20 protein-coding genes are annotated in these 20,973 nt (G+C 72.4%); 14 read left to right on the plus strand and 6 right to left on the minus strand.

What is annotated here, in order from left to right:
- The first annotated feature begins 28 nt into the window (after positions 1-28).
- The 3 genes from DAI17_RS16275 (at position 29) to DAI17_RS16285 (ending at position 3,677) form a co-directional block, all read left to right on the plus strand.
- The gene (locus DAI17_RS16275; protein WP_234412537.1) at positions 29-982 is read left to right on the plus strand and encodes a DNA-3-methyladenine glycosylase family protein; all 954 of its coding nucleotides are present in this window, start codon (positions 29-31) and stop codon (positions 980-982) included.
- A 92-nt stretch (positions 983-1,074) separates the two neighbouring features.
- Positions 1,075-2,793: an FAD-dependent oxidoreductase gene (locus DAI17_RS16280; RefSeq protein WP_199905167.1), complete on the plus strand. Its 1,719-nt coding sequence runs from the start codon at positions 1,075-1,077 to the stop codon at positions 2,791-2,793.
- Positions 2,790-3,677 carry a hypothetical protein gene (locus DAI17_RS16285; RefSeq protein WP_107774263.1) on the plus strand — a complete coding sequence of 296 codons (888 nt, stop codon included), beginning with the start codon at positions 2,790-2,792 and terminating at the stop codon, positions 3,675-3,677. Before DAI17_RS16280 ends, DAI17_RS16285 begins: the two co-directional genes overlap by 4 nt.
- Here the strand turns inward: DAI17_RS16285 and DAI17_RS16290 are convergent.
- Positions 3,637-4,881: a phospholipase D-like domain-containing protein gene (locus DAI17_RS16290; RefSeq protein ID WP_234412538.1), complete on the minus strand. Its 1,245-nt coding sequence runs from the start codon at positions 4,879-4,881 to the stop codon at positions 3,637-3,639. The two genes, DAI17_RS16285 and DAI17_RS16290, sit on opposite strands and share 41 nt — an antisense overlap.
- A 53-nt stretch (positions 4,882-4,934) precedes the next feature.
- Between DAI17_RS16290 and uvrB the strand changes: the two genes are divergently transcribed.
- From uvrB to DAI17_RS16315, 5 genes are all read left to right on the plus strand, one after another.
- The gene (gene uvrB / locus DAI17_RS16295) at positions 4,935-7,061 is read left to right on the plus strand and encodes an excinuclease ABC subunit UvrB (protein WP_107774264.1); all 2,127 of its coding nucleotides are present in this window, start codon (positions 4,935-4,937) and stop codon (positions 7,059-7,061) included.
- Positions 7,062-7,258: 197 nt separating this feature from the next.
- Complete coding sequence (locus DAI17_RS21070) at positions 7,259-7,765, plus strand: hypothetical protein (RefSeq protein ID WP_159081598.1); 507 nt, start codon at positions 7,259-7,261, stop codon at positions 7,763-7,765.
- Between the two features lies 1 nt (position 7,766).
- A complete protein-coding gene (locus DAI17_RS16305) occupies positions 7,767-8,342 on the plus strand; it encodes a hypothetical protein (RefSeq protein ID WP_107774266.1) in 576 nt (191 codons plus the stop codon).
- A 37-nt stretch (positions 8,343-8,379) separates the two neighbouring features.
- The gene (locus DAI17_RS16310) at positions 8,380-9,360 is read left to right on the plus strand and encodes an NAD(P)/FAD-dependent oxidoreductase (RefSeq protein WP_107774267.1); all 981 of its coding nucleotides are present in this window, start codon (positions 8,380-8,382) and stop codon (positions 9,358-9,360) included.
- Complete coding sequence (locus DAI17_RS16315) at positions 9,360-10,610, plus strand: NAD(P)/FAD-dependent oxidoreductase (protein ID WP_107774268.1); 1,251 nt, start codon at positions 9,360-9,362, stop codon at positions 10,608-10,610. Before DAI17_RS16310 ends, DAI17_RS16315 begins: the two co-directional genes overlap by 1 nt.
- A 14-nt stretch (positions 10,611-10,624) precedes the next feature.
- On the opposite strand, the gene DAI17_RS16320 is transcribed toward DAI17_RS16315, so the two are convergent.
- Positions 10,625-11,203: a TetR family transcriptional regulator gene (locus DAI17_RS16320; protein ID WP_234412539.1), complete on the minus strand. Its 579-nt coding sequence runs from the start codon at positions 11,201-11,203 to the stop codon at positions 10,625-10,627.
- A gap of 48 nt (positions 11,204-11,251) precedes the next feature.
- Here DAI17_RS16320 and DAI17_RS16325 point away from each other — a divergent pair, with 48 nt between their 5' ends.
- The 3 genes from DAI17_RS16325 to DAI17_RS16335 are packed head-to-tail and all read left to right on the plus strand — an operon-like array spanning position 11,252 to position 14,370.
- Entirely contained in the window at positions 11,252-12,580 is a 1,329-nt protein-coding gene (locus tag DAI17_RS16325) for a glycosyltransferase family 4 protein (protein WP_199905168.1), read from the plus strand.
- A complete protein-coding gene (locus DAI17_RS16330) occupies positions 12,567-13,286 on the plus strand; it encodes a class I SAM-dependent methyltransferase (RefSeq protein WP_107774432.1) in 720 nt (239 codons plus the stop codon). The genes DAI17_RS16325 and DAI17_RS16330 overlap by 14 nt, the downstream gene beginning before the upstream one ends.
- Positions 13,276-14,370: a prenyltransferase/squalene oxidase repeat-containing protein gene (locus DAI17_RS16335; protein WP_107774271.1), complete on the plus strand. Its 1,095-nt coding sequence runs from the start codon at positions 13,276-13,278 to the stop codon at positions 14,368-14,370. Before DAI17_RS16330 ends, DAI17_RS16335 begins: the two co-directional genes overlap by 11 nt.
- Here the strand turns inward: DAI17_RS16335 and DAI17_RS16340 are convergent.
- A complete protein-coding gene (locus tag DAI17_RS16340; RefSeq protein ID WP_234412540.1) occupies positions 14,341-15,036 on the minus strand; it encodes a class I SAM-dependent methyltransferase in 696 nt (231 codons plus the stop codon). The two genes, DAI17_RS16335 and DAI17_RS16340, sit on opposite strands and share 30 nt — an antisense overlap.
- Before the next feature lie 19 nt (positions 15,037-15,055).
- Between DAI17_RS16340 and DAI17_RS16345 the strand changes: the two genes are divergently transcribed.
- Both DAI17_RS16345 and DAI17_RS16350 read left to right on the plus strand, forming a co-directional pair.
- Complete coding sequence (locus tag DAI17_RS16345) at positions 15,056-16,096, plus strand: S66 family peptidase (protein WP_107774273.1); 1,041 nt, start codon at positions 15,056-15,058, stop codon at positions 16,094-16,096.
- A gap of 100 nt (positions 16,097-16,196) precedes the next feature.
- Positions 16,197-16,532, plus strand: a complete 336-nt coding sequence (locus DAI17_RS16350; RefSeq protein ID WP_107774274.1) for a VOC family protein — start codon at positions 16,197-16,199, stop codon at positions 16,530-16,532.
- 3 nt (positions 16,533-16,535) lie between these two features.
- On the opposite strand, the gene DAI17_RS16355 is transcribed toward DAI17_RS16350, so the two are convergent.
- The gene (locus DAI17_RS16355; protein WP_107774275.1) at positions 16,536-17,783 is read right to left on the minus strand and encodes an alpha/beta hydrolase; all 1,248 of its coding nucleotides are present in this window, start codon (positions 17,781-17,783) and stop codon (positions 16,536-16,538) included.
- A 167-nt stretch (positions 17,784-17,950) separates the two neighbouring features.
- Here DAI17_RS16355 and DAI17_RS16360 point away from each other — a divergent pair, with 167 nt between their 5' ends.
- A complete protein-coding gene (locus DAI17_RS16360; RefSeq protein WP_234412541.1) occupies positions 17,951-19,489 on the plus strand; it encodes a M28 family peptidase in 1,539 nt (512 codons plus the stop codon).
- Between the two features lie 39 nt (positions 19,490-19,528).
- On the opposite strand, the gene DAI17_RS16365 is transcribed toward DAI17_RS16360, so the two are convergent.
- A complete protein-coding gene (locus DAI17_RS16365; protein ID WP_107774277.1) occupies positions 19,529-20,260 on the minus strand; it encodes a dienelactone hydrolase family protein in 732 nt (243 codons plus the stop codon).
- The gene (locus DAI17_RS16370; RefSeq protein ID WP_107774278.1) at positions 20,257-20,886 is read right to left on the minus strand and encodes a DedA family protein; all 630 of its coding nucleotides are present in this window, start codon (positions 20,884-20,886) and stop codon (positions 20,257-20,259) included. The genes DAI17_RS16365 and DAI17_RS16370 overlap by 4 nt, the downstream gene beginning before the upstream one ends.
- Between the last annotated feature and the right edge of the window lie 87 nt (positions 20,887-20,973).

The following is a 20,973-nucleotide window of genomic DNA, read 5'->3' on the forward strand; positions in this document are numbered from 1 at the left end:
AGTCGGTGCCGTCGTCTACCGTCGCGGTGTGGGTGCTGGGACGCAGGGACGGACGCGCGAGTGGCGGCCCCACTGGCCGTGCGCGCCCGGGGCGGTGCTGGCCCAGCAGCGACGCGGGGCCGGCGACCCCACTCAGCGCACCGACCTCCACGGCCGGGTGTGGCGGGCGATCCGCACCCCCGACGGTCCGGCCACGCTGCGCGTGGAGTCCCGCGCCGCCGACGGCGTCGTGGTCGGTACGGCGTGGGGCGCGGGGGCGTCCTGGGCGCTGGACACGATGCCGTCGCTCCTCGGCGCGGACGACGACCCCGCCGGCTTCGAGCCCCGGCACCCGGCGGTCGCCGAGGGCTGGAGGCGGCAGCCGCACTGGCGCCTGGGGGCCAGCCGCAGGGTCATGGAGTCGCTCGTGCCCTCGATTCTGGAGCAGAAGGTCACCGGCAAGCAGGCCTTCGGGTCGTTCCGCCAGCTCGTGCTGCGGCACGGCGAGCCGGCTCCCGGTCCCGTCGCCGAGCTGCGGCTGCACGTGCAGCCCGAGCCGGCCGTGCTGGCCCGGATCCCGTCGTGGGAGTGGTTGCAGCTGGGCGTCGACCCCGCCCGGTCGCGCACCCTGGTGACCGCCTGCCGGGTCGCGGCGTCGCTGGAGCGGCTCGTCGACGCGCCACCGGAGGAGTTCGACCGGCGGCTCCGGTCCCTGCCGGGGGTCGGCGTGTGGACCAGCGCCGAGGTCCGCCAGCGGGTGCTCGGCGACCCCGACGCGGTGAGCTTCGGGGACTACCACCTCGCCAACTGGGTCGGCTGGGCGCTCTACGGCCACGACATCACCGACGAGGAGATGGCCGAGGCGCTCGAGCCCTACCGGCCCCAGCGCGGGCGGGCGGCCGCGATGGCGTGCGCCGGCGGCCGCACGCGGCCGCGTCGGGGTCCGAGGATGAGCGTGCCCACCCACCTGCCCACGCGCGGGACCACCCGCCGTACGAGCTGAGGGGGACTGCCCCGGGACCACCAGAAATGGGGTCGCTGGCCTCCGCCGGCGCGAGTAGCGTCGAAGGGTGCCGGAGGCGCTGAGGGAGGGGCATGATGGTTGACGCCGACCCCGTGCTGCTGCTGGCCACCTCCGACCCCACGTCCCGCGAGGTGATCGGCTCGGAGCTGCGGCGGCGGTACGGCGGCGACTACGAGGTCGTCGTCTGTGCCGATCACTCGCACGCCCGCGCCGTGCTGGAGGGCCTGCGGCGATGGGGCCGCGACGTGGCGCTGGTGATCGGCTGCTACGGGCCCGGCGACCGGGCGGGTCTGGACTTCCTGCGACGCGCCTACGCCCTGCACCCCTCGGCCAAGCGGGTGGTCGCCGCGATCTGGGGTGACTTCGCCAGCACCTCGACGGTGTTCGCGGCCATCGCGCAGGGGCACGCCGAGCTGGTGGTGCTGCGTCCGGAGCGGCCGCGCGACGAGGAGTTCCACGGCGCGCTGACCGACGCGCTCGACGACTGGCAGCTGGCGCAGGGCATCGGGTTCGCGGCCGTCCGCCTGATCGGCGAGCAGCGCGACGAGCGCACCCACTCGCTGCGCGACACCTTCGGCCGCAACCACATCCCGGTCGCCTTCCACGAGGCCGGCACGGACGCCGCCCACCGGATGCTGGCCGGGCTCGGCCTCGAGGATCCGGCGCTGCCGGTGGTCGTGCTCACCTTCACCTCCCCGCCGACGACCCTGGTCGCGCCGACCGACCTCGAGATCGCCGACGCGTTCGGGCTCACTCGCCCGCCGCCGGCCGGACACGTCTACGACGTCGTGGTCGTGGGGGCGGGTCCCAGCGGGCTCGCCGCGGCCGTCTACGCCTCCTCCGAGGGGCTCTCGACGCTGGTCGTCGAGCAGCAGGCGGTGGGCGGCCAGGCGGGCACCTCCTCCCTCATCCGCAACTACCCTGGCTTCTCCCGGGGGATCAGCGGCGCCCACCTGGCCTGGCGGTCGTTCCAGCAGGCCTGGGCGTTCGGCACCGAGTACTTCTTCATGCGGCGGGTGCAGGGACTGGGGACGGACGGTCCGCTGCACACCGTGGAGCTGTCGGACGGCGACACGGTCCGGAGCAGGAGCGTCGTGATCGCCACCGGGGTCGACTACCGCCGCCTGGACGTGCCCGTCCTCGAGGACCTGGTCGGCCGGGGCGTCTACTACGGCGCCGCGGTCTCCGAGGCGCCGTCGATGGCAGGACAGGAGGTGTACGTCGTCGGCGGCGGGAACTCCGCCGGGCAGGCGGCCCTCCACCTCGCGCGCTACGCCCGGCACGTGACGCTGCTCGTGCGCGGCCCCTCGCTGGCCGCCAGCATGTCCGACTACCTCATCGCCCAGCTGGAGGGCACCCGCAACGTTGCGATCCGCTACCACTCGGTGGTCCTGGGCGGCCGCTCGGCCGACGGCTGCCTCGCGGGACTCACGCTCGGCGACCCGCGTGGCGGCGAGCCCGAGGGCGTGCCGGCCACCGGTCTGTTCGTGCTCATCGGTTCGGTGCCACGGACGGGCTGGCTGCCGCAGGAGGTGATGCGCGACGAGGCCGGGTTCGTGCGCACCGGACCGGACACGGCGACCGCCGCCGAGATGATGCAGGGCCAGGCGCGGCTGCCGCTCGAGACCAGCATGCCGGGCGTCTTCGCGGTCGGCGACGTGCGCTCCGGCTCGGTCAAGCGGGTGGCCACCGCGGTGGGCGACGGCGCGACAGTGATCGCCCTGATCCACGGCTACCTCGCCGAGCAGCGCGCGCGGGAGAACGGCACGACGCCGGCGGGCACGCCGTGACCAGCCGCGACGTGGTCGTGCTCGCCCCGATGCGGGTGATCCTGGTCGCCGCGGCGGTGCTGGTGTTCCTGGCCGGCTTCCAGCTCACGGTCTTCCCGGAGCGGACCGCGGACTGGTTCGCCTGGACGATCGACGTGCCGATGACCGCGGTCTTCCTGGGGGCGGCGTACTGGGCGAGCGCCGTGCTCGAGGTGGCCGGCGCCCGGTCGGCGGGGTGGGGGCGGGCCCGGATCACCGTGTGGACGGTGCTCGTCTTCACCACCCTGACGCTGGTGGTGACGCTGGTCCACCTCGAGAACTTCCACCTCGGTCCCGAGCAGCCCACCTCGGCGCGGCTGGTGACCTGGGGGTGGCTGGCGATCTACGCCGGGGTGCCGGTGGCGATGATGGTCGCGCTGGTGCTGCAGGCACGCTCCCGGGTGCCGGCCCCGGGGCACCGGTCCGCCCTGCGACCGCTGACCACCGGCCTGCGGGTGCTGCTCGTCGTGCTGGCTGCGGTGCTGGGCGTCGGTGGCCTCGCCCTGCTGCTCGCCCCGACCTGGGCGGCCGACGGGTGGCCCTGGCCGCTGACCGAGCTCACCGCGCGTGCCGTCGGGGCCTGGCTGGTCGGCCTGGGGTGGGCGGCCGGGCACGCCTTCGTCATCGACGACGTGGCACGTGTGCAGCCGCTGGGCATGACCGGCGTCGCGTTCGTCGTGCTGGAGCTCGTCGCGCTGGCCCGGTACGGCGACGCGCTGGACTGGTCGGGCGTCCCCGCCGTCGTCTTCCTCCTCGGGCTCGCCGGGATCGCCGTCGTGTCCGCCTGGATCCTGGCCCTGGGCCGGCGGCGTGGGGACGGGACCGTCAGAGCAGGGGACGCAGCGGCGCGAGGACGTACTCGGTGAACTTGCGGTGCAGGTCCCGGGCCTCCCACTCGCCGAGGGTGAGCTCGAGGGTGTTGGCCTCGTCGGTCAGGAAGATCTCCTCCATGAGGGCCGCCATCGACTCGTCGATGACCTCGACGTTGATCTCGTAGTTGCCCTGCAGGCTCAGCCGGTCGACGTTGGCGGTGCCGACGGTCGACCAGTTGCCGTCGATGGTCGAGGTCTTGGCGTGCATCATCGCGTCGCGGAAGCGCAGGATCCGCACCCCCGCGTGCAGCAGCTGGCCGAAGTAGCCGCGCGAGATCCAGTCGGCCACGATGTGGTTGGACTTCAGCGGCAGCAGCAGCCGCACGTCCACGCCCCGTCGGGCCGCGTCCTTGAGCGCGTCGACGAAGTCCTGGTCGGGGATGAAGTAGGCGTGCGTCATCCAGACGTTGCGGGTCGAGCGGTTGATGGCGTCGAGGTACATCGAGCGGATCGGGAAGACCCACAGCCGGGGGACGTTGCGCGCGAAGCGGATCCGCGGCTCCCACACCGACGCGGTCTCCAGGAGCAGCGGACGCTCGCTGTGGCCGATCCGCTTGCGGCGGTTGAGGTTCCAGAAGTCGGCGAACGCGCGCTTGAGGTCCCACACGCCCGGCCCCGTGATCCGGACGTGGGTGTCGCGCCACTCCGTGGCGTAGGCCGTGCCGATGTTGTAGCCGCCGACGAACCCGACCTCCTCGTCGACGACGAGGATCTTGCGGTGGTCCCGGCCGTAGCGGCGTAGGTCCCAGAACCGGAACCCTGCGGCGTACACGGGGTAGCGCAGCACCTTGACGGAGGCCGGGAAGCGGAGGAACCGGGGCGAGACGACGAGGTTGGCGAACCCGTCGTAGATGCAGTAGACCTCGACCCCGCGCTCGGCGGCGGCCACGAGTGCCGCCTTGAACCGCTCGCCGACCTCGTCGCCCTTCCAGATGTAGGTCTCGAAGAGGATCTGCCGGCTCGCCCCCTCGATGGCCGCCAGCATGTCGTCGTAGAGGTCCTGCCCGAAGGTGTACGTCGTGAACGTGCCGTCGCCGACCTCGACGCTCTGCGGTGCGGTGACCGGGAACGGCTTGGGCTTCTTGTTGCGGCGGCGGTAGGAATCGACGACCGAGAGGCCGATCGCGAGTAGGAGCTGGAAGCCGACCACCGACAGCAGCGTCCGGCGTACGACGGTCAGCACACGGGCGGCAGTCACGGGGACAATCTAGCGACGCTGGTGTTGTCGGTGGTCGGTCGTAGGCTCGACGCATGCGTCCCGTCACAGACCTCGAGCGCCGCGTCGCCCCCTTCAGGGTCGTCTCCGACTACCAGCCCTCCGGCGACCAGCCGGCAGCGATCGAGGAGATCTCGCGACGGATCAACGGCGGGGAGCAGGACGTCGTGCTCCTCGGAGCGACCGGCACCGGCAAGACGGCCACGGTGGCGTGGGTGGCCGAGCAGCTGCAGCGGCCGATGCTGGTGCTCCAGCCCAACAAGACACTGGCCGCGCAGTTCGCCAACGAGCTGCGCCAGCTGTTCCCCGACAACGCGGTGGAGTACTTCGTCTCCTACTACGACTACTACCAGCCCGAGGCCTACGTCCCCCAGACCGACACCTACATCGAGAAGGACTCCTCGATCAACGAGGAGGTCGAGCGGCTGCGGCACAGCGCGACCAACAGCCTGCTGACCCGGCGCGACGTCATCGTGGTCAGCACGGTCTCGTGCATCTACGGCCTCGGCACCCCGCAGGAGTACGTCGACCGGATGCTGCGGCTGCGGGTCGGGGAGGAGCACGACCGCGACTCCATCCTGCGTCGGCTCGTGGAGATCCAGTACACGCGCAACGACATGTCCTTCACCCGCGGCACGTTCCGGGTCCGGGGCGACACCCTCGAGATCTTCCCGGTCTACGAGGAGCTCGCGGTCCGCATCGAGTTCTTCGGCGACGAGGTCGAGCGGCTGATGACGCTGCACCCGGTGACCGGCGAGGTGATCACCGAGGACCAGGAGCTCTACGTCTTCCCGGCCACCCACTACGTCGCCGGTCCGGAGCGCATGGAGCGCGCGATCAAGGGCATCGAGCTCGAGCTCGAGGACCAGCTCGCCGTCTTCGAGCGGCAGGGCAAGCTGCTGGAGGCCCAGCGGCTGCGGATGCGCACGACGTACGACGTGGAGATGATGCGGCAGGTCGGGTCCTGCTCGGGCATCGAGAACTACTCGATGCACATCGACGGCCGCCAGCGCGGCAGCGCGCCCAACTGCCTGCTCGACTACTTCCCAGAGGACTACGTCCTCGTGGTGGACGAGTCCCACGTCGCGGTGCCCCAGATCGGCGGGATGTACGAGGGCGACATGTCCCGCAAGCGCAACCTGGTCGACCACGGCTTCCGGCTCCCCAGCGCGATGGACAACCGCCCGCTCAAGTGGGAGGAGTTCCTCGAGCGGATCGGGCAGACCATCTACCTCTCCGCCACGCCCGGCAACTACGAGCTCGACAAGGTCGGCGGGGTGGACAACACCGTCCAGCAGATCATCCGGCCGACCGGGCTGGTCGACCCGGAGGTCGTGGTCAAGCCGACCAAGGGTCAGATCGACGACCTGATCCACGAGATCCGCACCCGCTCGGACAAGGAGGAGCGGGTCCTGGTCACGACGCTGACCAAGAAGATGTCCGAGGACCTCACCGACTACCTGCTCGACGCCGGCATCCGCACCCGTTACCTGCACTCCGAGGTCGACACCCTCAAGCGGATCGAGCTGCTGCGCGACCTGCGGCTGGGGGAGTACGACGTGCTGGTCGGCATCAACCTCTTGCGCGAGGGCCTCGACCTGCCCGAGGTGTCGCTGGTGTCCATCCTGGACGCCGACAAGGAGGGCTTCCTGCGCTCGGACAAGTCGCTGATCCAGACGATCGGTCGCGCGGCCCGCAACGTGTCCGGCCAGGTCCACATGTACGCCGACAAGATCACCCCGTCCATGGAGGCGGCGATCGACGAGACCAACCGTCGTCGCAAGATCCAGGTCGACTACAACACCGCCCACGGCATCGACCCGACGCCGCTGCGCAAGAAGATCGCCGACATCACCGAGATGCTCGCCCGCGAGGACGAGACGACCCAGGAGCTGCTCCAGACCTGGGCCGACGTGGGCCAGAAGGGCCGCGCGGGCGGCGTCAAGGCCAAGTCGCCGACCCCGTCGCTCTCCAAGATCCACTCCGACCTCCCCGACACGGCCGGCATCCCGTCCACCGACCTGGCCGAGCTGATCCAGGGCCTCACCGACCAGATGAAGACCGCGGCCGCCGAGCTGCAGTTCGAGGTGGCGGCCCGGCTGCGCGACGAGATCAGCGAGCTCAAGAAGGAGCTTCGCCAGATGATGGAAGCGACGAAGTGAGGAGTGGTGCGCGCGGGCCGAGGAACGAGGTCCGCGGCGCACCCGACGAGCGAGGAGCCCGGGGAGCGCAGCGAGCCGCAGCGACGAAGTGAACGTCCTGCACGCACGCCGGCGCGCCTGACCCGACGAGTCCCCGCCGATCGGCGGGGCGTCTGCCACCATGCGTGCATGAAGCCCTCCCGCGTCGGTGACGAGACGTGAGCCGACGTCTCAACATCGGGCTGGCGTTCCTGGTCCTCGTGCTGCTGGTGGCGTTCGCCGTGCTCGTCGCGCGCAACGCCGCGGACGGCGACGGGGGCGCCGCCGCACCCGACCGTCCGGCGGGCACGGACCACGCTGCCGCCGTCCGTGCGGCGACCGAGCAGGTCCGGGCGTTCCTCGACGTCGACCACACCGACGTCGACGCGCAGCTCGAGCGGATGCTCACGACGACCACGGAGGACTTTCGCGAGCAGTTCGCCGACCAGCTGGAGACCATCCGGTCCGAGACCCTGCGCCGGCAGTCGTCGGCCGACGTGACGATCCTGCGTGCGGGCCTCGGTGAGTCCACCGCGGCCTCTGCCGTGGTGCTGGTGGCGGCCGACACGGAGGTGACCAGCAGGGTCGGCGGTTCCCGGACCCGGGAGGTGCCGTGGCGCATCCGGGTCGACCTCGTCCGAGACGGGGACCGGTGGCTCACCGACGGCCTCCGGTTCGTGAACTGACGTGGACGCCACGACCCCCGCAGACGCCGGCCGGCCCCCGGAGGAAGCCGCGTCCGAGCGCTCCGCCCTTGCCAGCCCGTGGCTGACCGCGGTGCTGGTCCTCGCCGCCGTCGTGCTGACCGCCCTGGTCGTCCTCCAGGTGGAGGAGGCCGAGCGCGGTGCCGACCAGACCGCTCCGGCAACGGCCCCCCTGGCCGAGAGGGCGGAGCGCGAGCGCGTGCTGTCGGTCGCGTCGAGGACGGCTGCGGCCGTGCTGACCTACCACCACGACTCGTTCGACCAGGACGTCGCGCGGGCGTCCGCGACTCTCGAGCCGGACTTCGCCGCCGAGCACGTCGAGGCGATGGAGCGGGTCCGTCGGGTGACCGTGCGTGAGGAGATCGACCAGGAGGCCTCGGCGGTGGCGTCGGGGGTCGTGTCGGCGAGCGACGGGCGGGCCGAGGTGCTGGTCTTCGTCAACCAGGAGACGACGTCCGGCCGGACCGGGGCACGCCGCTTCCAGCGGGACCGGGTGGTCGTCAGCCTGGTGGGGGAGCAGGGCGCGTGGACCGTGGCAGGGGTCACGTCGCTCGGCTAGGTTGACTGCGTCCTGACGGCGACGAAGGAGTGACCGGGTGCCCGAGGTCGATCTGCTCATCATCGGAGCCGGCCCGACCGGGCTCTACGCCGCCTACTACGCCGGGTTCCGCGGCCTTCGCGTCGGGGTGGTCGACTCCCTGCCCGAGCTCGGCGGCCAGATCACCGCGATGTACCCGGAGAAGGCCATCCTGGACGTCGCCGGCTTCCCGTCCATCAAGGGCCGCGACCTCGTCGAGGGGCTGGTCGCCCAGGCCGCGACCGCCGACCCGCAGTACTTCCTGGACCGCACGGCGCAGACGCTGGAGCACGGTGACGACCACGTCACCGTCGGCCTCGACGACGGCACGTCGATCACCGCCGGCGCGCTGCTGGTCACGGCCGGCATCGGGAAGTTCAGCCCGCGCCCCCTACCGGCGGCCGAGGGCTGGGTCGGGCGGGGCGTGGAGTTCTTCGTGCCCAGCTTCGCGCCGTACGCCGGCAAGGACGTGGTGATCGTCGGCGGCGGGGACAGCGCCTTCGACTGGGCCCAGCACCTCGAGCCGGTCGCCTCCTCGGTGACGCTGGTCCACCGCCGCGACGCGTTCCGGGCGCACGAGCGGACCGTGCAGGCGGTGCGCGACTCCAGCGTCGAGATCATCACCAAGGCGCAGGTCACGGCACTGCGGGGGAGCGGGGGCAACGGGAGCGGGCACGTGGCGGAGGTGGAGGTCACCGTCGACGGGCAGGAGCCGTTCGTCCGACCGGCGCAGGCGGTCGTGGCCGCCCTGGGCTTCGTGGCCGACCTCGGCGCCCTGCAGACATGGGGGCTGGAGACGCTCAAGCGCCACCTCGTGGTCGACAGCGCGATGCGCACCAACATCGAGCGCGTCTTCGCCGCCGGCGACATCACCGAGTACCCCGGCAAGGTGCGGCTCATCGCCGTGGGCTTCGGCGAGGCGGCGACCGCGGTCAACAACGCGGCCGTGGCGATCGACCCGACGGCCCACGTGTTCCCGGGCCACTCCAGCGAGGCCTGATGCCCGAGCGCGTCGCCGTCGTCGGAGCCGGCATCGTCGGTCTCGCCACCGCCTGGTTCCTCCAGGAGCACGGCGTCCACGTCACGGTCCACGACCGCCGACACGTCGCGGCGGGCTCGTCGTGGGGGAACGCCGGGTGGATCACCCCGGCCATGACCGCGCCGCTCCCCGAGCCTTCGGTCCTGCGCTACGGGGTGCGCGCGGTGCTGAGCCCGACCTCGCCGGTCTACGTCCCGGTGCGGCCCGACCCGCGACTGCTGAGGTTCCTGGCCGGCTTCGTCCGGAACAGCACCGTCCGGCGCTGGGGGACCGGGATGCGCGCCTACGCGCCGCTCAACCGGGGCTCTGTGGCCGCGTTCGACGAGCTCGCCGACGCCGGCGTCGACGCCCCGACGTATCCCGCGGACCCGTTCCTGGCGTGCTTCCGCACGCGGGACGAGCGCGCGCCACTTCTGCACGAGCTCGAGGACATCCGTGCCTCCGGCCAGGACGTGGCCTACGACGTCCTGACCGGCGCGGAGGCACGCGCTGCGGAGCCGGCCCTGTCCGCCTCGGTCGGCGCCGCGGTGCGGCTTCACGACCAGCGCTACGTGAACCCGCCGGCGTTCCTCGCGGCCCTGGCCGACTCCGTCCGTGGCCGAGGTGGTCGCATCGTGGAGGCCACCACCGTCACCGGGGTCCAGGAGGACCGGGGTGGGGTCGTCGTCGGCACCGGACCGGGGAACGCTGAGCGGTTCGACGCCGTCGTGCTCGCCCACGGTGCCTGGCTGGGGCCCCTGGCCCGTCGGTTCGGGGTGCGGCAGCCCGTCCACGCCGGTCGCGGCTACTCCTTCAGCGTCGCCGGTGACCGGGTCCCGCACGCGCCGCTGTACTTCCCGGCCCAACGCGTGGCGTGCACCCCCCTGGAGATGAGCGGAGGCGTGCGGCTCCGGGTGGCCGGGATGATGGAGTTCCGCGCCCCCGACGCGGCGCTCGACCCCCGTCGCATCCGGGCGATCGTCGAGTCCGTCCGCCCGCTGCTGCAGGGGGTCGACCTCGACGACCGCCGTGACGAGTGGGTGGGTGCCCGCCCCTGCAGCGCGGACGGGCTGCCGCTCATCGGCCCGACCACCTCACCGCGCGTGTTCGTGGCGGGTGGTCATGCGATGTCGGGGATCTCCCTCGGTCCGGTCACGGGCAAGCTGCTCGCGCAGCGGATCGTGACCGGCAGCACCCCGGCCGAGCTGGTGCCGTTCGACCCGCTGCGCTGACCGTTCCCGGCGGGTCAGCGCAGGACGAGGCGCACGGCCCGCTCCATGTGCGCGGAGGTCTCCTCGGCGCTGCTGCGGCCGTTGACCCAGGCCATGAGCGCGGCGAGCCACACGTCCCCGATGACCCGGGCGATGGCGCGGTCCTCGTCGGACGCCGTCGCGCCCGGACGCATGGCCCGGGTGAGCATGCGGACCAGCAGCTGGCCCACGCCTTGGATCTCCTGGCGGGCGGACCGGTCCGCGAACATGAACGCGCGGGTGAGCGCCTCGGTGAGGTGCTGGTCGTCCTGGAGGCCGCGGGTCAGCCGGTTCAGCACGTGGTTGACGCGGTCGGCCTGGGTGTCACCAGGGACCGGGTTGTCGGCCATGGCCGCGTCGGCGCGCTCGAACTCGCGGCCCAGCGCGCTGACGAGCAGGTGGATCTTGGAGGGGAAGTAGCGGTAGAGGGTGCCCAGCGCGACGTCCGCCTGCTCGGCCACCGTCCGCATCTGGACGGCGTCGAAGCCGCCCTGCGAGGCGAGCGCGATGGTGGCGTCCAGGATGCGGGTACGGCGTTCCCGCTGGACGGGCGAAGTCGGGTCGTCGTTGGCCACGTGCGCCATGATAGGAACACGTTCCACTTCGAGAAAGGTCGCAGGCACGTGCGCATTGCGATGCTGTCCTACCGCAGCAAGCCCCACTGTGGCGGCCAAGGGGTCTACATCCGGCACCTGAGCCGGGAGCTGGTGCGGCTCGGCCACGAGGTGGAGGTGTTCTCCGGGCAGCCCTACCCCGACCTCGACGAGGGCGTGCGGCTGACCAAGGTCCCGAGCCTGGACCTCTACCGCGAGCCCGACCCGTTCCGGACGCCCCGGCCGAGCGAGATCCGCGACCTCATCGACGTCGAGGAGGTCCTCACCATGTGGACCGCCGGGTTCCCCGAGCCCAAGACGTTCTCCCGCCGGGTCGCCCGGGTGCTGCGCGAGCGGGTCGGCGACTTCGACGTCGCCCACGACAACCAGGTCCTCGGCTACGGGATTCTCGACATCGAGAAGATGGGCATCCCGCTGCTGACCACCATCCACCACCCGATCGCGATCGACCGCCGCATCGACCTCGCCGCCGCCCCCACGCTGCGCAAGAAGCTGGCCCTGCGGCGCTGGTACGGCTTCTTGAGGATGCAGGGGAAGGTCGCCCGGCAGGCCCGCGCGATCCTGACGCCGTCCGACAGCTCGGCCCGCGACATCGCTCGCGACTTCGGGGTCGACCCCGGCCGAATGCGCACCGTGCTGCTCGGCGTCGACGACGCCTTCGTGCCGCCCACCACGCCTCGCGTGCCGGGCCGCATCCTGGCCATGGCCAGTGCCGACGCCCCCATGAAGGGCATCGCCACCCTGCTGGAGGCGTTCGCCAAGCTCCGCACCGAGCGCGACGTGTCGCTCGTGCTGGTGACCACCCCCGAGCCGGGCGGCCGGACGGAGCAGCTCATCGACCGGCTGGGCATCACGGAGCACGTCACCTTCGTCAACGGCGTGAGCGATGCCGAGCTCGTCGAGGTGATGGGGTCGGCCGAGGTGGCCTGCGTCCCGTCCCTCTACGAGGGCTTCTCGCTGCCCACAGCCGAGCTGATGGCCTGCGAGACCCCGCTGGTCGCGTCGCGCGCCGGAGCGATCCCCGAGGTCGTCGGCGAGGACGGCGAGTGCGCCGTGCTCGTCGAGCCCGGCGACGTGGGCGAGCTCGAGCAGGCCCTCGCCGCGCTCCTGGACGACCCGGTCCGTCGCGAGCGGCTCGGCCGCGCCGGCCGCCGGCGCGTGCAGGAGCTGTTCAGCTGGCGCGCGGTCGCGGAGGCGACCGCGGCGGCGTACGAGGACACGATCGCCGGCTTCCGTGCCGAGCAGACCGCTGGGTCGACCACCGTGCCGACCACCGCCCCGACCACCGCCCCGACCACCGGGCACCCGACCGAGGAGGACTCCCGTGCTGACCGTTGACTTCGACCGACTCGGGCTCCGGCCGGGTGAGCGCGTGCTCGACATGGGATGCGGCGCCGGACGCCATGCCTTCGAGATGTACAAGCGGGGCGCCGACGTCATCGCCTTCGACCAGGACGCCGACGAGCTGGCCACCGTGCGCGAGTGGTTCGCCGCGATGCGGGACGGGGGCGAGGTCCCCGACGGTGCCGAGGCCGACGTCAAGGAGGGCGACGCGCTGGCCCTGCCCTTCGCGGACGGCGAGTTCGACCGGGTGGTCGCGGCCGAGGTGCTCGAGCACATCCCCGCCGACATCCAGGCGATCCAGGAGCTGGTGCGGGTGCTGCGCCCCGGCGGCACGCTCGCCGTCAGCGTGCCCCGCTGGTTCCCCGAGGTCGTCAACTGGAAGCTGTCCGAGGACTACCACAACACCCCGGGCGGCCACATCCGCATCTACACCGACAAGGAGCTGGTCGACAAGGTCACCAGGGCCGGCATGGACTTCGAGGGCAAGGACTACGCCCACGGCCTCCACTCGCCGTACTGGTGGATCAAGTGCGCGGTCGGAGTCCGCAACGACGACCACCCGCTGGCCCGCGCCTACCACAAGCTGCTGGTGTGGGAGATCGTCAAGGACCCGAAGGCCCTGCGGCTGGCCGGCAAGGTGCTCGACCCGGTGATCGGCAAGAGCATGGTGCTCTACTTCCGCAAGCCCGATGCAGCCTGAGCACGTCGAGCGCGTCCTGACCTGGACCCAGGTCGAGGAGACGGCCGCGTCGATCGCGGCGATGCAGGAGGCCGACGGGGCGATCCCGTGGACGACGGGGGAGCACACTGACGTGTGGAACCACGTCGAGGCGGCCATGGCGCTCGTCGTCGGCGGGCAGACGCAGGCCGCCGAGCACGCCTACGACTGGGTGGTCCGCACCCAACGTCCCGACGGGTCGTGGCCGATGAAGCTCGTCGCCGGCGAGGTCGAGGACCACAGCGGCGAGACCAACATGTCGGCCTACCTCGCGGTGGGCGTGTGGCACCACTGGCTCGTACGACGCGACGAGGCGTTCGTGGGCCGGACGTGGCCGGCCGTGCGGCGGGCCCTCGACTGGGTCGTGGGCCACCAGCTGCCCTTCGGCGGCATCGCGTGGTCCCAGGAGTGGCACGACGGGCGGCCGTCCCGGGTCAACGAAGAGGCCCTGCTCGCCGGGTCGTCGAGCATCTACCAGAGCCTGCGTGCCGGGGTGGCGCTCGCCGACCTGGTCGACGAGCCCCAGCCCGAGTGGGAGCTGGCGGGCGGGCGGCTCGGCCACGCGCTGCGCGGCCACCGGGACCGGTTCCTCGACAAGTCCGAGTTCTCCATGGACTGGTACTACCCGGTGCTGGGCGGCGCCGTGCGCGGTGACGCGGGCCGGGCACTGCTCGGGGAGCGCTGGGACACCTTCGTCGAACCGGGCCTCGGGATCCGCTGCGTCTCCCGCAACCCGTGGGTCACCGGCGCCGAGACCTGCGAGCTGGCCATGGCACTGGACGCCCTCGGCGACCGACGCCGCGCCCTGCAGCTGCTCGCCGACATGCAGCACCTGCGTGCGGAGGGGGGCCGCTACTTCACCGGCTACGTGTTCCCGGACGACGTCAACTGGCCGGTCGAGCACACCACCTACACCGCGGCGGCCGTGGTCCTCGCCGTCGACGCGCTCACCGGCACGACCCCGGGATCGGACATCATGCGCGGCACCTCGCTGGCCCCGCACTTCGCCGAGATCGCGCTCGAGTGCGGCTGTGAGTCAGCGGACCGGGTCGCCGGCGTCTCCTGACGTCCGCCTCAGCACGCGCACCGAGCCGAGGTCCTCGACCTCGGTGAAGTCGCCGCTCCCCAGCGCGCGCACGAAGACGTCGTACGGCGGTCGCCCACCGTCCGCCGGGTCGGGGAAGACGTCGTGGATCACCAGCAGCCCGCCGGGCATCAGCCACCGCGCCCAGCCCGTGTAGTCGTCGTGCGCGTGCTCCTCGGCGTGACCGCCGTCGATGAACAGCATCGACAGCGGGGTGCGCCAGAGCGCGCTGACCGTCGTCGACCGGCCCACCACCGGCACCACGACGTCCTCGAGACCGGCCCGCTCGATGGTGCGACGGAAGACCGGCAACGTGTCCATCAGCCCCGACTCGGCGTCCACGAGGGTCGGGTCGTGGTGCTCCCACCCCGCCTGGTTCTCCTCCGACCCGCGGTGGTGGTCGACGGTGACGACCACGCCGCCCACCTCGCGGGCCGCGGCCCCGAGGTAGATCGCGGACTTGCCGCAGTAGGTGCCGACCTCCAGCACGGGCCCGTGCGGCAGCCGCTCCCGCGCCACCCGGTGGAGGAGCAGGCCCTCCTCCTCGGGCATGAAGCCCTTGGCGGCACGGGCGTGCTCGAGCAGGTCGGCGGGCATCCCACCGAGGTCGGAGGGCTGGCTCCGGGGGGAGGGCGCAGGTGACGTCACGCGGCGAGACACTAGTGCCATGACCCACCCCGTCTCGCTGCCCCCGCCCGCGACGACCGGCGGGAAGGTCGCCGTTGTCTCGCCGTCGTGGTGCGCGCCGGCCCACTTCCCGGCGATCCACGAGCAGGCCCTCGGGCGGCTCCGCAACCTGGGCCTCGAGCCGGTCGAGTACCCCACCACCCGGCGCCAAGGGACGCCGCAGGAGCGCGCCGAGGACCTGATGGCGGCCTTCGAGGACCCGGACGTCTCGGCCGTCATCGCGACCGTCGGCGGCGACGACCAGGTCACCGTGCTCCGGTACCTCGATGCCGATCGCATGACCGCCGCCCCGAAGCGGTTCCTCGGCTACAGCGACAACACCCACCTGGCCAACTACCTGTGGGACCACGGCATCGGCTCGGTCTACGGGGGCTCGACGCAGGTGCACCTCGGCCCCGGGCCCGCGGTGGACCCGATGCACCTCGCCTCGCTGCGGGCCGCCCTCTTCGGCGGCACCCACGAGGTGCGGGTCGTGCCCCGCACCTTCGACGCGGGACTCGGCTGGGACACGCCCGAGGCGCTCACCCGGCCAGCGCCCGACGCCCCCGCGGAGCCGTGGACCTGGTCCGGACCCGAGGTCCGCGTCTCCGGCCGCACCTGGGGCGGCTGCCTGGAGTCGGTGGCCGAGACGCTGCAGGTCGGCCGGTGGATGATGCCGGGGGAGTCGTACGCCGGGGCGGTGCTGCTCCTGGAGCCCTCCGAGGAGCGCCCGGACCCGGAGGTCTGCTTCCGCATCCTCCGCGCGCTGGGCGAGCGCGGGATCCTCGGGGGAGCGTCGGCCCTGCTGTGGGGTCGCCCGCCCGTCGGCGACCGGGAGCACACGCCGTCGCCGGAGCAGGCCTCCGCGCGCCGGGGCGAGTACCGCGAGGCTGTGCTGCGCGCCGTCGCCGACTACGCCCCGGAGGCCGTCGTCGTGATGGACGTCGACTTCGGGCACACCTCGCCGCAGGTGGTGCTGCCGTACGGCGGGGAGGTCACCGTCGACGGGGCGGCGCGCCGGATCACCGCGGACTTCGGCTGAGCCGCCCGACCCGGCCTGTCACGTCCCGGCGTCCTGGCTCGTCAACCACGCGACGAACCACACCAGCACCGGCGACGCCGGTCGGACCCAGGAGGCACCCATGACCGTCAGCTCCATCGTGATCCCCGTCAAGGACGTCGACGCCGCGACGGCGTTCTACCGGCAGGCCTTCGGGGCCGAGCCGCACACCGAGACGCCGTACTACGTCGGATTCAACCTCGACGGGCTCGAGATCGGCCTCAACCCCCACGGCCACGCGTCAGGGATGGTCGGGCCCACGCCCTTCTGCGCCACCGAGGACGTCGAGGCCGGCGTCGCCGCGCTCGTCGACGCGGGCGGCGAGGTGCTCCAGCCGCCGAGCGAGGTCGGCGGGGGCACCACGGTGGCGACCGTCGTCGACGCCGACGGCAACCACATCGGCCTCATCCACCGGTAGCGCTCAGGCGCCGGCATCCACCGCCCGGCCCCGTCGCCACGAGTTCCAGTGCCAGTTGAGGTAGCGCTCGATGGCGCGCACCACGTGCGTGGAGCGGATGGACGGCAGGGTGTCGAACGCGTGCTGGGCGCCGGGCAGCTCGGCGTACACGACGGAGCTCGGCGAGACCTGGCGCAGCCGCTCCACGAACGCGCGCGCCTGGTTGACGTCGACCAGGCTGTCGGTGTCGCCGTGGATGACGAAGAAGTCGGGCTCGTCCCCGTCGACGCGCAGGATGGGGGACGCGGCCTCGAACAGCTCGGGGTCGCGTTCCCAGGTCGTCTGCATCACCCGGGGGGCGATGAACCGGTCCCGCATGCCGACGGCGCTGCGCAGGCCGGTCGACCCGGCGAAGTCGTAGACGCCGTAGTGCGGGACGGCCGCCTGGACCGAGGTGTCGGCGGCCTCGAAGCCCGGCTGCCACTCCGGCTCGTTGGGCGTCACCGCGGCGAGCGCGCACAGGTGCCCGCCGGCCGAGCCGCCGGTGATGACGACGTAGTCCGGGTCTCCGCCGTACTCGGCGATGTGTTCCTTGACCCACGCGATGGCCCGCTTGACGTCGATGACGTGGTCGGGGAACGCCGAGCGCGGCGAGAGCCGGTAGTTGATGGCCACGCAGACCCACCCCTGCTTGGCCATGTGTTGCATCAGCGGGATGGCCTGGTGGTCCTTGCGCCCGGTCATCCAGGCGCCGCCGTGCACCTGGAGGAGCACGGGCGCCTTCGTCGGCTCCGTCTCGGCCGACCGGTAGATGTCGAGCAGGCCGCGCCGCCCGTACGTCGAGTAGGCGATGTCCTTCTCGACCCGCACGGCGGGATCGGTGAGGTCGAACGGGTTGACGATCCGTCGCCACGGCGGCGCCAGGTCCGCGGGGGTGGGGGGTGCGTCCAGCTGCTCGACGTACTGCACGCCCAGCCCCTCGACGAGCGCCTCCTCGAGCCGGTGCCGGACCTGGTGGCTTCGGTGGATCATCGCGGCCAGGCCGGCCGCGCTGAAGGCGGCGAGCGCGAGCCCGGCCCTGCTACGGGGACCGCGTCGCAGTGGGGACACGTGCAGCGCGGCGTCCGCCGCGGTGAAGGCGAGGACGTGGGGGGCGAGCTCGCCCACGATCCAGCCGGCGCCGAAGGAGAGGAACCCGGCACGGCCGGGGAGCGGGCGGAGGGCGTTGGCGGTGAGGGCGGCGATCACGCCCTGACGGCGGAGGAAGCTCACGTGCCGATGGTATCGGGAGGCCTAGAACCTGTTCTCATCGCGGAGTTCCCCAGTTCTGGGGCTTCTTCCGGTGCGATCCCGTGCTGGGTCTCCCCGTGGCTAGCGTCCGAAGTCCCCACGTGATGGTTCTCGGGCGCTCACGGCCGTCGACCCACCGAGGAGAGAACGTGAAGCACAGCAGGACGACCAGGACCCGCCTCGTCGCGATCACCGCGGCGGCAGCGCTGGCGGGCGGATCCACACTCGCAGGCACCGCGCAGGCAGCCGTCACCGTCGACACCGAGGACCTCCGCGAGGCCGTCACCGTCGCCGGTGTCATGAAGCACCTCGATGCCTTCCAGGCCATCGCCGACGCCAACGACGACAACCGGCAGGCCGGCACGAGCGGCCACGACGCCTCCGTCGACTACGTGGAAGCGCTCCTCGACGACGCCGGCTACATCACGACGCGCCAGGAGTTCAGCTACGAGCGCGTCGACTTCACCGGGTCGTCGCTGGTCCGGACGGCACCCGACCCGGACACCACCTACACCCTGGGCATCGACTTCTACCCCATGGACTACTCGGGAGGCGGTACGGCGGCCGCGCCGGTCACCAACGTCGACCTCAACCTGGCCGGTGACCGGGCCTCGACCAGCGGTTGCGAAGCGGCGGACTTCACCGGCTTCCCGGCGGGCAACATCGCCCTGATCCAGCGCGGCACCTGCCCGTTCGCGGTCAAGGCCGACAACGCCGCCGCGGCGGGTGCCAGCGGGGTCATCATCTTCAACCAGGGCAACGTCGTCCCGGGGGATGACCGCCTCTCGCTCTTCGGCGGCACCCTCGACCCGCCGGTGCGCGACATCCCGGTCGTGAGCGCGTCGTACGCACGGGGCGAGGAGTGGGCGAACACGCCGGGCCTGGAGATGAACCTCACGCTGCAGATCACCATCGAGCAGGTGACCACCGAGAACCTGCTCGCCGACACCCCGACGGGACGCACCGACCGCACCGTCGTGGCCGGCGGACACCTCGACTCCGTCGGCGAGGGTCCCGGCATCAACGACAACGGCTCCGGGACCGGGGCGCTCCTCGAGACCGCGCTGCAGATGGCCGAGCTCGGCATCCAACCCGAGAACCGTGTGCGCTTCGCCTTCTGGAGCGGCGAGGAGGACGGCCTCATCGGGTCGGAGTACTACGTCTCCCAGCTCACGAAGCGGGAGATCAAGGGGACTGCGCTGAACCTCAACTTCGACATGGTCGGGTCGCCCAACGCGGTCAACTTCGTCTACGACGGTGACGGGGACGCCCTCGGGGTGTCCGGACCCAACGGCTCCGGCCTCATCGAGGACGTCTTCACCGACTTCTTCACCTCGCAGGGGTCGTCGAGCGAGCCGACGGACTTCGACGGACGCAGCGACTACTTCGCCTTCATCAACGCCGGGATCCCCGCCGGCGGACTCTTCACCGGTGCCGAGGGCATCAAGACCGCGGCTCAGGCGGCGGAGTACGGCGGCACGGCCGGCGTCGCCTACGACCCCTGCTACCACGCGCCCTGCGACGACATCGACAACCTCAGCGAGGATGCGCTGGACATCATGTCGGATGCCATCGCCCACGCCACGCTGATGTTCGCCGAGACGACGTCGGCGGTCAACGGCACCGGCCAGGGCAACGGCACGGGCACGGTCGAGTGGAAGTTCAAGGGCAACAAGGCCCTGCGCTGAGCTGGGATCCAGTTGCCCGCGTCGGGCACCTGTGCCGGGTCACCGGCGCAGGTGCTCGGCGAAGAACGCCAGCACCGCGTCGACGGCCTCCTGCCGCCGGTGCGCGGTCACCGTCGAGTGCCCCTTGCCCTCGAGCTCGACCCGGACGAAGGCGTCGCCGAGCTCGCGGGTGAGGGTGTCGAAGCGGGTCCCGACGGCCGGGTCGCTGCGGAACTTCACGCCCAGCACCTGCTGGCCCGCGGCGCAACGACCCTTGACGACCGCCAGGTCGGCGGGGGAGAGGTTGACGTCGGCGGCCCGCCTGCTGCCGACCGCGGCCGGCGTGCTCGGCTGGCACACGACCGGTGCGGCTACGGCCGGGTCGACGGCCATGGCCAGGGCGAAGCCACCGGTGAAGCACATCCCCAGGGCGCCGACCCCCGGCCCGCCGAGCTCGTCGTGCAGCTCGCGAGCGAGCGATCGCAGCCACCCGGCGACCGGCGTGGTCTCACCGGTGCGCAGCTTGGTGAACTCGCGGCTCACGCAGACGCGTCCGATCGAGGAGGCGATCGTCCGAGGGGTCATCGGGGCGCCGTCGGTGCCGAAGAGGCTGGGCAGGACGACCGTGAAACCGGCGTCGACGACCTCCTCGGCGAAGGCCGCGACCTCGGGCGTGATCCCGGGGACCTCGTGGATCACGATGACGCCCGGCCCCGTCCCCCTGCGGTACGTCGCGTGCGTGACGCCGGCGTACGTGTGCGAGCCGCGGGTCCAGCCGTCCGGGAACGTCATGCGTCCAGTGTGGCCCGGTCACCGGCTCGACGCACCGGGCGTGCCCGCCACCACCACACGGCGCCCGCCACCGCGGCCAGCCCGACGCCCAGGGCCCCGGCGGCGCCGATGACGTCGGCGACCTGCCGGTAGGAGTGCCCGGCGGCGTACCCGAGGAGTGCGACGCCGCCGGCCCACACGACGCCGCCCACGACGTCGTACGCCAGGAACGTGCGCCACCGGACGCCGCTCATCCCGGCGACGGGTGGGGTCATCGCGCGGACCAGCGCGGTCATCCGGCCGGCCAGGATCGCGAGGCCGCCCCGTCGTCGCACCAGGTCCCGCATCTGCTCGACGCGCGCGGCGTGCCGGACCATCGTGCGGCGACCGCGCAGCCACGGCCCGTACCGCCGACCCACCCAGAAGCCCACGGCGTCGCCCACGACCGCCGCCGCGACGACCAGGGGCACGAGCACGGCGAGGTCGAGGCGGCCGACGGAGGCCAGCATCCCGCCCAGCAGGACACTGGCCTCCCCGGGCAGGACGAAGCCGACGAACAGCGCCGACTCGGCCAGCACCAGGAGCGCGATGGCGGCGTAGACCCAGTGCGTCCCCGCTCCGAGGAGCGGGGCGAGGAGATCGGGCACGTCCCGACGCTAGGGCCGGGACGTGAACGGCCGGCGAACCCGCCGCTGCGCCCCGGTGTCAGTCCTCCGGTGTCAGTCCTCCCGTGT

Source organism: Nocardioides sediminis (assembly GCF_003047295.1).
GTDB lineage: Bacteria > Actinomycetota > Actinomycetes > Propionibacteriales > Nocardioidaceae > Nocardioides > Nocardioides sediminis.

Coding starts and splice junctions, on each gene's coding strand:
- DAI17_RS16280 (WP_199905167.1), top strand. CDS start 1,075: ATGATGGTTGACGCCGACCCCGTGCTGCTGCTGGCCACCTCCGACCCC.
- uvrB (WP_107774264.1), top strand. CDS start 4,935: ATGCGTCCCGTCACAGACCTCGAGCGCCGCGTCGCCCCCTTCAGGGTC.
- DAI17_RS16315 (WP_107774268.1), top strand. CDS start 9,360: ATGCCCGAGCGCGTCGCCGTCGTCGGAGCCGGCATCGTCGGTCTCGCC.
- DAI17_RS16335 (WP_107774271.1), top strand. CDS start 13,276: ATGCAGCCTGAGCACGTCGAGCGCGTCCTGACCTGGACCCAGGTCGAG.
- DAI17_RS16345 (WP_107774273.1), top strand. CDS start 15,056: ATGACCCACCCCGTCTCGCTGCCCCCGCCCGCGACGACCGGCGGGAAG.
- DAI17_RS16350 (WP_107774274.1), top strand. CDS start 16,197: ATGACCGTCAGCTCCATCGTGATCCCCGTCAAGGACGTCGACGCCGCG.
- DAI17_RS16365 (WP_107774277.1), bottom strand. CDS start 20,260: ATGACGTTCCCGGACGGCTGGACCCGCGGCTCGCACACGTACGCCGGC.